The sequence below is a fragment of the Pseudomonas sp. DSV-1 genome (assembly GCF_035830915.1).
Taxonomy (GTDB): domain Bacteria; phylum Pseudomonadota; class Gammaproteobacteria; order Pseudomonadales; family Pseudomonadaceae; genus Aquipseudomonas.
This window is the reverse complement of record NZ_JAYMYG010000001.1, coordinates 4,965,995-4,979,311: the sequence shown is the minus strand read 5'-3', so window position 1 is coordinate 4,979,311 and position 13,317 is coordinate 4,965,995. Positions and strand designations below refer to the sequence as shown.

14 protein-coding genes and 1 other RNA gene are annotated in these 13,317 nt (G+C 58.7%); 6 read left to right on the top strand and 9 right to left on the bottom strand.

The genetic code is table 11. The features are described from left to right. The first annotated feature begins 144 nt into the window (after positions 1-144). Positions 145-804 carry a gamma-glutamylcyclotransferase gene (locus VSQ83_RS23095; protein ID WP_257622990.1) on the top strand — a complete coding sequence of 220 codons (660 nt, stop codon included), beginning with the start codon at positions 145-147 and terminating at the stop codon, positions 802-804. Here the strand turns inward: VSQ83_RS23095 and glpT are convergent. Then, positions 801-2,156 carry a glycerol-3-phosphate transporter gene (gene glpT / locus VSQ83_RS23090; protein ID WP_133079082.1) on the bottom strand — a complete coding sequence of 452 codons (1,356 nt, stop codon included), beginning with the start codon at positions 2,154-2,156 and terminating at the stop codon, positions 801-803. The genes VSQ83_RS23095 and glpT overlap by 4 nt on opposite strands. Positions 2,157-2,419: 263 nt before the next feature. Between glpT and VSQ83_RS23085 the strand changes: the two genes are divergently transcribed. Then, positions 2,420-2,824, top strand: coding sequence for a flagellar basal body-associated protein FliL (locus VSQ83_RS23085; RefSeq protein ID WP_133079080.1), 405 nt, complete (start codon positions 2,420-2,422; stop codon positions 2,822-2,824). Positions 2,825-2,842: 18 nt separating this feature from the next. Here the strand turns inward: VSQ83_RS23085 and VSQ83_RS23080 are convergent, their stop codons facing one another. The 4 genes from VSQ83_RS23080 to VSQ83_RS23065 all read right to left on the bottom strand — a co-directional run bounded on the left by VSQ83_RS23080 (position 2,843) and on the right by VSQ83_RS23065 (position 8,249). Next, complete coding sequence (locus tag VSQ83_RS23080; RefSeq protein WP_133079079.1) at positions 2,843-3,961, bottom strand: ABC transporter permease; 1,119 nt, start codon at positions 3,959-3,961, stop codon at positions 2,843-2,845. After that, a complete protein-coding gene (gene rbbA / locus VSQ83_RS23075; RefSeq protein WP_326427604.1) occupies positions 3,961-6,693 on the bottom strand; it encodes a ribosome-associated ATPase/putative transporter RbbA in 2,733 nt (910 codons plus the stop codon). Before rbbA ends, VSQ83_RS23080 begins: the two co-directional genes overlap by 1 nt. After that, a complete protein-coding gene (locus tag VSQ83_RS23070; protein ID WP_133079077.1) occupies positions 6,690-7,655 on the bottom strand; it encodes an HlyD family secretion protein in 966 nt (321 codons plus the stop codon). The genes rbbA and VSQ83_RS23070 overlap by 4 nt, the downstream gene beginning before the upstream one ends. A 144-nt stretch (positions 7,656-7,799) precedes the next feature. Further along, positions 7,800-8,249 (bottom strand): EVE domain-containing protein, encoded by a 450-nt coding sequence (locus tag VSQ83_RS23065; RefSeq protein ID WP_133079076.1) that lies wholly within the window; start codon positions 8,247-8,249, stop codon positions 7,800-7,802. A 194-nt stretch (positions 8,250-8,443) separates the two neighbouring features. On the opposite strand from VSQ83_RS23065, the gene VSQ83_RS23060 reads away from it, so the two are divergent. Continuing rightward, the gene (locus tag VSQ83_RS23060; protein WP_019824485.1) at positions 8,444-8,593 is read left to right on the top strand and encodes a hypothetical protein; all 150 of its coding nucleotides are present in this window, start codon (positions 8,444-8,446) and stop codon (positions 8,591-8,593) included. A gap of 42 nt (positions 8,594-8,635) precedes the next feature. Here the strand turns inward: VSQ83_RS23060 and VSQ83_RS23055 are convergent, their stop codons facing one another. The 4 genes from VSQ83_RS23055 to VSQ83_RS23040 form a co-directional block, all read right to left on the bottom strand. Continuing rightward, positions 8,636-9,241, bottom strand: coding sequence for a 5-formyltetrahydrofolate cyclo-ligase (locus VSQ83_RS23055; RefSeq protein WP_133079075.1), 606 nt, complete (start codon positions 9,239-9,241; stop codon positions 8,636-8,638). A gap of 86 nt (positions 9,242-9,327) precedes the next feature. Further along, positions 9,328-9,505, bottom strand: a non-coding RNA gene (ssrS, locus tag VSQ83_RS23050) — 6S RNA. A 31-nt stretch (positions 9,506-9,536) separates the two neighbouring features. Next, entirely contained in the window at positions 9,537-9,854 is a 318-nt protein-coding gene (locus VSQ83_RS23045; protein ID WP_019824488.1) for a cell division protein ZapA, read from the bottom strand. After that, a complete protein-coding gene (locus VSQ83_RS23040) occupies positions 9,851-10,060 on the bottom strand; it encodes a TIGR02449 family protein (protein ID WP_019824490.1) in 210 nt (69 codons plus the stop codon). The genes VSQ83_RS23045 and VSQ83_RS23040 overlap by 4 nt, the downstream gene beginning before the upstream one ends. A gap of 122 nt (positions 10,061-10,182) precedes the next feature. Here VSQ83_RS23040 and VSQ83_RS23035 point away from each other — a divergent pair, with 122 nt between their 5' ends. Genes VSQ83_RS23035 through ubiH form a run of 3 tightly spaced genes read left to right on the top strand, consistent with a single transcriptional unit; the run spans position 10,183 to position 13,276 of the window. After that, a complete protein-coding gene (locus tag VSQ83_RS23035; protein WP_133079073.1) occupies positions 10,183-10,740 on the top strand; it encodes a YecA/YgfB family protein in 558 nt (185 codons plus the stop codon). A gap of 29 nt (positions 10,741-10,769) precedes the next feature. Beyond that, complete coding sequence (gene pepP / locus VSQ83_RS23030) at positions 10,770-12,092, top strand: Xaa-Pro aminopeptidase (protein ID WP_133079072.1); 1,323 nt, start codon at positions 10,770-10,772, stop codon at positions 12,090-12,092. Beyond that, positions 12,089-13,276, top strand: coding sequence for a 2-octaprenyl-6-methoxyphenyl hydroxylase (gene ubiH, locus VSQ83_RS23025; protein WP_326427602.1), 1,188 nt, complete (start codon positions 12,089-12,091; stop codon positions 13,274-13,276). Before pepP ends, ubiH begins: the two co-directional genes overlap by 4 nt. The last annotated feature ends 41 nt before the right edge of the window (positions 13,277-13,317 follow it).

The following is a 13,317-nucleotide window of genomic DNA, read 5'->3' as shown; positions in this document are numbered from 1 at the left end:
ATCCCCTGAACAAAACGAATTCTAGTGTAGTTGCAATCATGAAGTCGCCCGGTCATACGTCTTGCCGAGCAGGCCATATGGCATTTGGTGCTATAAGATTAATGTCGTTATTTTGTTTACTGCATGTAATGCCTGTAGGACCCAATGCCACCAGCGATAAATATCAGTGAATCTTCTTGCCTGAATCTGGCTTATCCGCCGCGACTTGATCTCGGTGCGCCGCTGACGCCAGAACAATTGCTCAACTCCATGCACAGCACCATGGCGCGTCATCAAGGCGGGCCGGTCTGGCTATTTGCATATGGTTCACTGATCTGGCGTCCAGAGTGCACGGCGGTCGAACGCGTGCGTGGCCGGGTTCATGGCTACCATCGCGGGCTGTATTTGTGGTCTCACGAGCATCGCGGCACACCTCAGTGGCCGGGCCTGGTCTTTGGCCTGGACCGTGGTGGTTCGTGCAGTGGCTTCGCTTATCGCTTGCCGGAAGACAACCTCGACGCTTCGCTCTACGCCCTGTGGCTGCGTGAAATGCCAGTGCCCTCGTATCGACCGCACTGGCTGACGTGCCGACTCGAAGACGGCAGTCAGGTGCAGGCTTTGGGGTTTGTGCTGGAGCGACATCTACCCAGCTATGCGGGCAACTTGCCGGATGGCGTGTTGAGCCAGGTACTGGCCAACGCCAGCGGACGCTACGGTACGACTCGCGATTATGTCGAGCAGACCGTAAGCGCCCTGCGCAGCCACGCCATGCCAGATCGAAATCTGGAGGCGCGGCTCAAGCGCTGTGTGCCGATCACGCCTTAGGCGGGAGCAGTAACCGCACGTTCTTCACTGGCCACATTTTTGTGGCGCAGGGTCGGGATCATGAACGCGATGGCCAACAGGCATGCGCTGATCAGCAGCACAAAGCCGCCATCCCAACCGAAGTGGTCAACCAGGTAGCCCATTGCCGCGCTGGCCGCGACCGAACCGCCCAGGTAGCCGAACAACCCGGTAAAGCCTGCGGCAGTCCCTGCAGCTTTCTTGGGTGCCAGTTCCAGAGCCTGCAAGCCGATCAGCATCACCGGCCCATAAATCAGGAAGCCGATAGAAAACAGCGCGATCATGTCGATGGTCGGGTTGCCCGGCGGGTTGAGCCAGTAAACCAGTGTCGCAACAGTCACCAGCGACATGAACACGATGCCGGTCAGGCCGCGATTGCCGCGAAAGATCTTGTCCGACATCCAGCCGCACAGCAGCGTGCCCGGAATCCCTGCCCACTCGTAGAAGAAGTACGCCCACGAGGTGGTGTCCACCGTGAAGTGCTTGGCTTCCTTCAGATAGGTTGGCGCCCAGTCCAGTACGCCATAGCGCAGCAGGTAAACGAACACGTTGGCCATGGCGATATACCAGAGCATTTTGTTGCGCAGCACGTATTTGACGAAGATCTCTTTGGCACTGAACTCGTCTTCGTGGCTGGCGTCGTAACCCGCCGGATAATCATTTTTGTACTCTTCAATCGGCGGCAAGCCGACTGACTGCGGCGTATCGCGCATGGCAATAAACGCAAACAGTGCCACTAACAGGGCAACGGTGGCGGGTACATAGAAAGCGGCGTGCCAGTCGTTGAACCAGGCCATGCCCAGCAAAAACAGCGGGCCGATCAGGCCGCCGCCCACGTTGTGGGCCACGTTCCACACAGACACCACACCGCCGCGTTCTTTCTGCGACCACCAGTGAACCATGGTCCGGCCACTGGGCGGCCAGCCCATGCCCTGAGCCCAGCCGTTGATAAACAGCAAAATGAACATCATGGTCACGCTGGACGTTGCCCAAGGTGCGAAACCGAAAATGAACATGACCCCAGCTGAAATCATCAAGCCAAAAGGCAAAAAGAAGCGTGGATTAGAGCGGTCGGACACCAGTCCCATCAGGAACTTGGACAGGCCGTAGGCAATGGCTATCGCCGACATCGCCACGCCCAGTTGACCCCGGGTATAACCCTCGTCAATCAGGTAAGGCATGGCCAGCGAGAAGTTTTTACGCAGCAGGTAGTAACCGGCGTAACCAAAAAAGATACCGGCGAAAATCTGCCAGCGCAGTCGTCGATAGGTGCTGTCTATTTTTTCTTCAGGCAGGGGAGCCTGGTGTGCGGCAGGTCGGAAAAAAGCAAACATTCAAGAGCTCCAAATTTCTTGTTATATCAGCGGTGCCGAACGTTACATTTTCGTTACTGAAAATGACAGGCCTTATCCCTGGAGCTTAAGGAATAATCCCACGCACGATTTTCGCTTGTGAACATCTCGCGTGTTTATGTAGAGGAGGGCTGGACACAACTGAATCGCGCTGGCCTACGGCTTTTCAGGGATTGGCCGATAAGGGTAGATAGGTCCGCAAGCAGCCCCGTATGCTTGCCCCCAACCGTATTAAGGAGCGAATTGTGAAAGCGTGGATTATGTTGATGCTGGCCCTGTCCTTGCCGATGGCAGCGGTTGGAGAAGAGGCGCAAGAAGGCGGCGACAAGGTTAGCTATATCACCCTGAGCCCACCGTTTGTAGGCAATTACGGCCTGGACGGCAGTTCGAAACTCAAGGTGTACAAGGCCGATATTTCCTTGCGCGTGACGGGCCCCGAGGCTGCCAAGGCGGTTAAAGCCAATGACCCGTTGATTCGTAATCAACTGGTGGGGCTGTTTACCCAGCAGACCAGCGACACCCTGGGCAGCGTCGAGGCAAAGGAGAAGCTGCGTCAGCAAGCCCTGAAGCAGATCCAGCAGGTGATGAGCGATGAAACTGGCAAACCGATGGTGGACGATTTGCTGTTCAACAATTTGATCGTTCAGTAAGGCGCAACACGCCCGGCACTACGAGGCAAGGCTCTTGCGGAACCGCGCCAGTGCGATGGCGAAGAACACCAGCCCGATGGCGGCCAGTGCCAACAAGTCGGGCCACACCACATTCACCCCCGCATCGCGGAACAGTATCGCCGCGCTCAGGCTCACAAAGTGGGTCGACGGCGAGCATTGCATCACCCATTGCAGCCATTGGGGCATGCTGTCCAGCGGCGTGCTGCCGCCTGAAAGCAAGAGCATCGGGATGATCACGGGTATGGCCAGCAAACCGAATTGCGGCGTTGAGCGGGCCAGCGTCGCCAGAAAGATACCCAGCGCGGTGCTGGCAAACAGGTAGAGCGCAGTGACCAGTAAAAACAGGGTCAGCGACCCCGCCAGCGGCACGCCCAGCGCCCACTTCACCACCACTTCCAGTGATATCCAGGTACACAGCACCACCACCAGCATGTTGCTCCAGATTTTCGCCAGCATGATTTCCAGAGCCGTCAGCGGCAGCACCAGCAAGTGGTCGAGGGTGCCGTGTTCCCGCTCCCGCAGCAGGGCGGTGCCCGTCAGCACAATGGCCAGAATGGTGATGTTATTCACAATCTGGATGACGGCCAGAAACCATCCACCTTCCAGGTTCGGGTTGAACAGTGCCCGGTTACTGATCAGCACCGGGGTTTTGGCTGCCGCGTCGGCCTGTCCGGTGTAATTGAGCAGCTCCCGCTGAAAGATCCGTCCGATGTAACCCGCACCCATGAAGGCTTGGCTCATGGCCGTGGCATCAACGTTGACCTGCACGCTCGGCTCACGCCCGGCCAGCAAGTCGGCCTGAAAATTGACCGGCACGTTGATCACAAACGTGTACTGGCCGCTGTCCATCGACTGGTCCAGTTGATCGTAGGGCAGGGCTTGCGGGGCCTGGAACTCTGGGGGCAGCAGCGATTCTGCGAGTTTGCGGGACAAGGCGCTGTGGTCTTCATCGACGATGGCAACGCTGGCGTTGTGCACCCCGATAATCGAACCGGCAGCGGGCATGTAAATAGCCACGGTGAAGGCGTAGAACAAAAACAGCAGTAACACGCTGTCGTGGCGCAGGCTGGTCAGTTCTTTAAGGCCAAGGCGCAGGATGTGCGAGAGCTTGTGCATCAGACCTCCTGCTTCTTGAGCATGATCAGGCTCAGCCCGGTGAAGACCACAAAGAACCCCAGCAAGGCCAGGCACTGGGGCCACAACTGGCGCAAATCCAGGGCTTTGGTAAAGGTGCCTACGGCAATGTCGAGAAAGTGCCCGGCCGGGAACAGCATGCCCATCAGTGCCGCCGAGCCCTCAAGCGAGGAGCGCGGCACGATCAGCCCGGAGAACTGAATGGTCGGCAAGCTGGTGATAATCATGGTGCCCAGGATCGCCGCGATCTGGGTGCGGGTGAAGGCGGAAATCAGCAAGCCCATGCTGGTGGTTGCCAGCACATACAGCAGCCCGCCCAGCGCCAGCGTGACACCGCTGCCCTTGAATGGAACGCCGAACAGCCAGCGGTTCATTGCCACCAGCAATGCCAGATTGACCAGGCTCACGGCCAGATACGGTGCCTGCTTGCCAAGTAAAAATTCGAGACGGGTGAGGGGCGTGGCGTAGAAGTTGGTAATTGACCCCAGTTCCTTTTCGCGCACGATGCCCAGCGCTGTGAGCATGGCCGGGATAAACGCGAGGATGAGCGCCATCACGCCGGGGCCGATGGCGTTCACGCTGATGACGTCCTGGTTGTAGCGAAAGCGGGTTTCGAGTTTGGCCGCTGCCTGTCTGTTTTGCGCCTGACTGCTGAGGGTGGAGAGCTGCTCAAGGTTGGCGGTGTGTACCGCTTCGACATAGTTGCGGCTGGTTTCGGCCCGAAATGGCATGCCACCGTCCAGCCAAGCGGCGACCGTAGGCTGGCGTCCGGCGTACAAGTCGCGGCCAAAGCCTGGCGGGATCTCCAGGGCAATTTTGATTTCAGAGCGTTGCAAGCGTTTGTGCAACTCGTCGGCGCTGCTGATCGGGGCATGCTCTTCGAAGTAGCGTGAACTGCGGAAGGCTTCCAGGTAGGCGCGGCTTTGTGGGCTCTGATCCTGGTCGTAGACGGCGAAGGCCAGGTTCTCGACGTCCAGAGAAATGCCATAGCCAAATATCACCATCATGAACACGGCGCCCAGCAAGGCGAACGCCATGCGCACTTTGTCGCGCAGCAATTCCTTGGATTCGCGGCTGGCGACAGCGATCAGCCGGGTCAGGCTAAAGCTTTTTTTGCTGATCGGCGGCGGGGCATTGGCCACCGGCGTGGCGACAGGCTCAGCTTCAGGCGCAGGGCTGGCGTCCTGATCGTTTTGTGCCTGTTCCAGGCAGGTGACAAACGCGGCTTCCAGTGTGTCGCCCTTGAACTGGTGTTGCAGCGCATCGGGCGTGTCGCAGGCCAGCACTTTGCCCGCGTGCATCAACGATATGCGGTCGCAGCGTTGAGCTTCGTTCATGAAGTGGGTGGACAGAAAGATGGTCACCCCTTGCTCGCGTGACAGCTCGATCAGTAAACGCCAGAAGTCATCGCGGGCGGCAGGGTCGACCCCTGAGGTTGGCTCATCGAGGATCAGCACTTCGGGGCGATGCAGCACGGCAACCGCCAGCGACAAACGCTGGCGAAGGCCCAGCGGCAATTCGCCGGACTGTTGTGAGGCCACATCGCCCAGGTCGAAACGCTCGATCAACTCTTCGATACGCGGTTCGCTTTCGGCCTTGGGCAAGTCGAACAGTTGCGCGTGCAACACCAGGTTTTGCCGCACGCTCAACTCACCGTACAGCGAGAAGCTTTGCGACATGAAGCCCACACGCTTGCGGGTGGCCAGGTCTTTGGCATTGACCGGATTGCCAAGCAATTTGGCGCTGCCTTCGGTGGCGGGCATCAGTCCGGTCAGGACTTTCATGGTGGTGGTTTTGCCGCAGCCGTTGGAGCCTAAAAAGCCGAAGATTTCACCTCGGCCAATGGCGAAGCTGACGTTGTTCACTGCCGTAAAGTCGCCGAACCGCAGGGTCAGGTCGTGGGCCTCAATGGCGATATCGCTGTTGTCGCTGGTGCGAGGCGGGATCACCAAAGGCTCATTATTGTGCCCGCTGTCACCCTGGTAATGGGTGAAGGCTTCGTCGAGCTTGCCGGTAGCAGTGACGGTCGCCAACTCATGGCTTAAACCGGCGGCAATCAATTTGCCGCGATCGAGCATCAGGCAGTGTTCAAACTGCTCAGCCTCTTCCATGTAGGCAGTTGCCACCAGAAGCGTCAGTTGAGGGCGCTGGCTGCGTACGTCATCCACCAGTTCCCAGAAGCGTCGACGCGACAGCGGGTCAACCCCGGTGGTGGGCTCGTCGAGGATCAGCAAGTCCGGCTCGTGGATCAGCGCGCAGCACAGCCCGAGCTTTTGCTTCATCCCGCCCGACAGCTTGCCCGCGGGACGTTCGGCAAAACGCTCCAGGTCGGTGGCCTTGAGCAGTTCGGCCATGCGCTGTTCGCACTCCTCTTTTGAGAGGCCGAACAGGGTGCCAAAAAAGCGGATGTTTTCGCTGATCGACAATTCGGGATAAAGGTTGCCGCCCAGGCCTTGGGGCATAAACGCGATCAGTGGGTACAGGGTGTTGCGATGGCGGCGGTCGTCAATCGGGCCGCCGAGCACTTCAAGGTTGCCTTGTTGAAGCTTTTTGACCCCGGCAATCAGTCCCAGCAGGCTCGATTTACCTGCACCGTCCGGGCCGATCAAACCACAGCGCGTGCCTTTTGGCAGGCTGAAGGCGATGTCGAACAATGCCTGTTGTTTGCCATACCAGTGGCTGATGCCACTGGCGTTGAGCGCCAGGTCGCTCATTGCAGATTAGCCGGCCAGGCGACGTCTGCGGTTCGTACATAACCTGCTCCCGGCATGCCCGGCTTGGCCTGGGGCACGGCGCTTGGGTCAGTGAGGCGCAGCTTGACGCGAAACACCAGTTTTTGCCGCTCGTCGCGGGTTTCGACCTCTTTGGGCGTGAATTGCGATTTGGCCGCGACAAAAGCAATTTTGGCCGGCAGCGCCTGGTCGGGCAGGGCGTCGAGCACGATGCGGGCGTCGGCACCCACGGTCAGCTTGCCGACCACCGAAGCGGGCATGTACAGGTTCATGTACTGGTCGCTGGGGTCGATCATCATAAATACCCGTCCGCCTGCGCCCAGCACTTCGCCGGGTTCGGCAAGGCGCAACTGGATCACGCCGTTGATGGGAGCGCGCAGGCTGCTGTCATCGATTTCGCTGGTGAGTTGCGCAACTTGGGCTTCGGATGAGCCGATCGCGGCTTTGGCTGCTGCAACCTGGGCCTGTGCTGCCACCACGGCTGCGTTGCTGGTATCAAACCGTGCCTGTTGCTGGTCGAGTTGCTGGCCGCTGGCAAAACCGCGTTGGGACAGTTGGCGAAAGCGCGCGAGTTCCTGGCTGGCCAGCCGCTTTTCGCTTTGGCGCAATTGCACATTGGCTTCGTTGGCGGCCAGGGTTTGGCGGGCGCGCAGCACTTCGGCTTCGGCTTGCGCGCGGGTCGCTTCCAGGGTGCGGGTATCCATGCGGGCCAGCAGTTGGCCCTGAGTCACGCGATCACCTTCATCGACCAGCACTTCGGCCAGGCGTCCCGGGGTTTTGGCTGCAATCTGTACTTCTGTGGCTTCGAGTCGACCGTTGGCCATGCTGATGCCTTCAGGAAGGCTGTCGAGCCGGGATTTCCAATACCCGAACCCGCCTGCTGCGATCAGCAGGACAGCCAAGGGGATGACGAAATAATGGGAAATTCGAGAATTGCTAGACATGCCGACATCCTGTGTCACAGAGCGCTCTAGTTTGACGTTTTCAAGGCGATTACGACTTGATGTCAGTCAAAGGAAGACCAGAGCGTAGACGGGAATACAGGATGTTGCTTGCCACGAGGCGTGGCGAGTGGTGGGAGCGGGTGTTTACAACAACCCCATCACCGCAGCCCATTGATCATCCGTAACGGGCATCACTGAAAGGCGGCTGCCTTTTTGTACCAGCGGCATTTCGGCCAGGGCCGTTTGTTGTTTGAGGTAATCGAGCTTGATCACTTTGGGGAAGGTCTGCTCGTGGGCTACCTGCAGGGCGCTCCACGGATTTTTTTCGGCGCTGGCCTTGGGATCGAAGTAATGGCTTTCAGGGTCGAGGGCGGTCGGGTCGGGGTAGGCTGCTTCGACAATGCGACCAATCCCGGCAATACCCGGCTCGGGGCAGCTGGAGTGATAAAAGAAGAACAGATCGCCAACTGCCATGGCTCGCATAAAGTTGCGCGCCTGATAGTTGCGCACGCCATCCCAGCGCGCTTCACCGAGCGTGTGCAAGTCTTTGATCGAGAACTCGTCAGGCTCGGATTTCATCAACCAATAGGCCATTTTCTACTCCAGAAACATGCTGTGGTTATTTTGTCTGGCAACATTTTGATAAACCGACAGTCGGTTGACGCCAGAGTTTGCGTGTGTGTTCGTGTTGCCGCAGAATGCCCGGCTTTGAAGCTTGACGCTGCTGCACGGCCTATAACAAAAACCGTTGCTGTCATCGTGTTGATTTGCCTGAAGGAGGGCAATCGATGAAACGCAAACCGGATTTACTGTGGATGCTGGTTATTTTGTTCGGTTTGGGTGTGGTTACAACGGGCTATGCGCAAAGTCTCTGGTCAAACTCGATTGACGAGCCGATTGAGCTGACACAACAGCAAGTACAACCCTTCAAACGCTAAAACCTGATCGAAGGCATCACTTGAACGGTGATGCCCTGGTTGTCAGTGGGCGACGTACCAATGACTGTCCGAGACGGTGCCCTGCAAAGGGACATCCCAACTGGCCTGGGCCAGAGATTCGACTTTCTGACACTCGTGGGCCAGCCCCAATAGCGTCGGCTTGCGCCAGCTTTGGCGTCTAGCCTGATATGCCAGGCTGCGGTCATAAAAGCCGCCGCCCATGCCCAGTCGCCCCCCCGTTGCATCAAATCCCACCAATGGCAGCAGCACCAGGTCCAGAGCCCAGACCTTGCGTTGGCGTGCACGGTTGATTCGCGGTTCGAGAATCCGAAAACGGTTGGGGATCAGCTTCTCGCCGGGAGCAACCCGCTGGAAGACCATCTTGGTTCTTGGCCAGGCGCTGAGGACCGGCAGGTAGGTGATCTTGCCCCGGCGCTGGGCTTCGCGCAGCAGCAGGCGCGGATCAATTTCACCGTCGGTGGGCAGATAAAGGGAAATGTGTTTGGCGCGGCGAAACAGCGGGTGTTGTGACAGTTGCCGGTACAGGCCGCGGGCGGCCTGGCGTTGCGCGCAGGGCGACAGGTCGCGGCGGGCTTTGCGCAGCATTCGGCGAAGTTGCGGGCGGGTAGGCGTCGCAGGTTCGTTCATTTGGCGTGCTGTTCAAGGACGAGTTCACCACAGGGTGGCTCGTGGAAGCCAATGCCAGCAGGTGGCTGACATTGCGCTAGGAAATCAGGCTCCCCGACGTACCGCTGTCGGCTTGGCCCTTGAACCCGAAAGTTCAAGGTGGAAGTTGCAGTAGACCTTAAGGCTTTCCGTCTAGCGGACATGCACACCGGCCCAACGTGCAAGCTCCAGGGTAGTGCGAATCGGCTCAGGGACATCGCTAACTGGCGAATACTCCAGGGAGTGGCGCGAGTATACCCCAAAGTAACGTTTTGAATCAGCTTTGACGTTCGTTCGGATCAGTGGCCAGCACCAGATCAACGCGCTCCAGCAAGTCGCGCACTTGCTCACGGGTGGAGCTGCTGGTTTGAACTTCGGCGACTTCCTGCTTGTGCAGCAGATCGTGGGTGATATTCAGAGCAGCCATCACGGCGATACGGTCGGCGCCGATGACTTTGCCGCTGCTGCGGATTTCGCGCATTTTCCCATCCAGATAACGGGCAGCGCTCACCAGATTGCTCCGCTCTTCCTGGGGGCACATGATCGAATATTCTTTATCGAGGATATGCACGGTGACGCTACTGCTTGAACTCATGAGTCTTGCTCCAGGGCTTTGAGGCGCGAAATCATCGATTCCACCTTGTGTCGGGCGATTTCGTTTTTTTCAATGAGGTGCGCGCGTTCCTCGCGCCAAGTCTTTTCCTGAGCAATTAAGAGTGCGTTTTGGCGGTTAAGTTGCTCGACTCGGCTAATCAGCAGTTCGAGTCTAGCCATCAGTGCATGCAGGTCGGTGTCTTCCATTGTGTCCTACTGTGTGTTTTCTGATGGATGGGGACTGACGCCTCGATGGTCTGGCACGTCTGCCAATGCTAGGATACAAGCCCTCCATTCTAGACATAGCGCCGCTTGGCGCCTAGCTGACCATGCCTATTCAGAATTCCCCGTATCAAGCCTTTGTAACCCTGCTGACTGCCAGCGGCCACTCCGTTTCGCCTGCTGAACTGCACGGCCACTTGCTGGGCCGCAGCTGCGCGGGCGCCGGTTTTGATGCCGAAGGCTGGTTGGTTGAAGCCAGCGAGCTGTTGGCAGGCGAGCCGCAAGACAACGTACGCAATGCCTTGATCGGATTGCAAGAGATGGTCAAGGGTGAACTGACCAGCGATGACATGACCGTTGTGCTGTTGCTGCCGACCGATGACGCGCCATTGCCTGAGCGCGCCGCAGCTTTGGGCCAGTGGTGCCAGGGTTTCCTGTCCGGTTTCGGCCTGACCCGCCGCGCCTACTCGTTGAGCGATGAAGCCAATGAAGTACTGCGCGACCTGGCAGCCATCGCCCAGGTGCAGGATGCACTTGAAGAGTCCGAAGACGGCGAAAGCGACTACATGGAAGTGATGGAATACCTGCGTGTCGCACCGCTGCTGCTATTCACCGAAACCAAAAAAACCGCTGAACCTGCGCCAGCCAAACCTTCGCTGCACTGATTGATCGTCGAGAGGGAACCCGTCTGCCCATGATCCATATCCCGAAAACGGAATACGCACGTCGCCGCAAGGCACTCATGACGCAGATGGAGCCCAACAGTATTGCGATTCTGCCCGCTGCGGCGGTGGCCATTCGCAATCGCGATGTCGAACATGTTTACCGTCAAGACAGCAACTTTCAGTACCTGAGCGGCTTTCCCGAGCCTGCGGCCGTGATCGTGTTGATCCCGGGCCGGGTACACGGCGAGTACGTGCTGTTTTGCCGCGAGCGCAATGCCGAGCGTGAATTGTGGGATGGTTTGCGGGCCGGGCAAGAAGGCGCTATCCGCGACTTCGGTGCCGACGACGCGTTCCCGATTACCGATATCGACGACATCCTGCCGGGGTTGATTGAAGGCCGCGACCGGGTCTACTCGGCGATGGGCGGTAATCCCGAATTCGACCGCAACCTGATGGAGTGGATCAACGGGATTCGCTCCAAGGCGAACCTCGGTGCCCAGCCGCCCAACGAATTTGTTGCTCTGGATCATCTGCTGCATGACATGCGCCTGTATAAATCGGCAGCAGAACTCAAGGTCATGCGCCACGCGGCGCAGATTTCGGCTCGCGCCCATGTGCGGGCCATGCAGGCCAGCCGCGCCGGTTTGCATGAGTACAGCCTTGAGGCCGAACTGGATTACGAATTCCGTAAAAGCGGGGCCAAAATGCCAGCCTATGGTTCGATCGTCGCCTCGGGTGATAACAGCTGCATCCTGCATTACCAGGAGAATGACGCACTGCTTAAAAGCGGCGACCTGGTGTTGATTGATGCTGGCTGCGAAATTGACTGCTACGCCAGCGATATCAGCCGTACGTTCCCGGTGAATGGCCGTTTTTCACCGGAACAAAAAGCGATCTATGAGCTGGTACTGGCAGCACAAGAAGCGGCATTTACCCAGATTGCCCCCGACAAACACTGGAATCAGGCCCACGAAGCAACCGTCCAGGTCATTACCGCCGGACTGGTGGAGCTGGGCCTGTTGCAGGGCGACGTGCAGGCACTGATCGCCAGTGAAGCCTACAAACCGTTTTACATGCACCGCGCTGGCCACTGGCTGGGGCTTGATGTGCACGACGTGGGGGAATACAAGGTGGGCGGTGAGTGGCGCGTGCTGGAAGTCGGCATGACCCTGACTGTGGAACCTGGCATTTACATCAGCCCTAACAACCTCAATGTCGCGAAAAAATGGCGTGGCATTGGCGTGCGGATCGAGGACGACGTAGTGGTCACCAGGCATGGCTGTGAAATCCTGACCGGCGATGTGCCAAAAACCGTCGCCGCTATCGAAGCGCTCATGGCGGGTGCGGCATGAGTCGCGTGAATCTGGCCATCATTGGCGGCGGCCTGGTGGGCGCGAGCCTGGCGCTGGCCTTGCAGGCCGGTGCCAAGGCACGGGGCTGGAAGATCGTTTTGATCGAGCCGTTTGCCCCCGGCAACACCTATCAGCCCAGCTATGACGCCCGCTCTTCGGCGCTCAGCTATGGCGCTCGAATCATCTATGAGCGTCTGGGCCTGTGGCAATCGATTGCCGAGCGTGGCGAACTGATCAAGGACATTCACGTGTCCGATCGGGGGCGTTTCTCTACGGCACGGTTGTCGGCCAGCGAAGAAGGGGTTCCGGCGCTGGGTTATGTGGTCGAGAACGCCTGGCTGGGCCAGTGCCTGTGGAAAAGTCTGGATCCGGATGTGATCAGCTGGCGTTGCCCGGCTGAAGTTATCCACATGCAACCGCTGGAAGACGGCTATCGCCTGACCCTCAACGACGAGACCACCCTGGAGTGCGATCTCGCAGTCCTGGCCGATGGCGGGCGTTCGGGCTTGCGTGAGCAGTTGGGCATCCATGTGCGCCAACAGCCTTATAACCAAAGTGCCCTGATCGCCAATATCACCCCGAGCCAGCCCCACGGCGGGATGGCGTTCGAGCGTTTCACCGACGAAGGGCCAATGGCCTTGCTGCCGTTGCCTGACAACCGTTGTGCGCTGGTCTGGACTCGTTTGGGGATGGACGCCCAGCGTCTGGCTGCACTGGATGAGCGCAGTTTTCTCAGCGAGTTGCAGGGGGTGTTTGGTTATCGTCTGGGGACGCTCAAACAGGTGGGCGCCCGACATCTGTACCCGCTGACACTGATTGAAGCGCAAGAGCAGGTACGTCCGCATTTGGCGGTATTGGGCAATGCGGCCCACAGCCTGCATCCGATAGCCGGCCAGGGTTTCAACTTGTCCCTGCGTGATGCCCAGGCCCTGGCCGATGCCTTGCTGGGCAGTGATAAAAAGCCCGGTGATTTCGCTACGCTGCTGAGTTATCAACAGGCTCAAAAACTCGACCAGCAATTGACCATCGGTTTTTCGGACAAGGTGACGCGGGTGTTTGGCAGTGAGCAGCCCCTGGTTTCGTTTGGTCGCAACCTTGGCCTGCTCGGCCTTGATCTGGTGCCGCCGGCAAAACGCTGGTTCGCCCGTCAAGCGATGGGCCTGGGCACCCGCGCAGACAGTTGATGTCGGCGGGGCGAGCACGCCCCATGTCGATCCATTTTTTC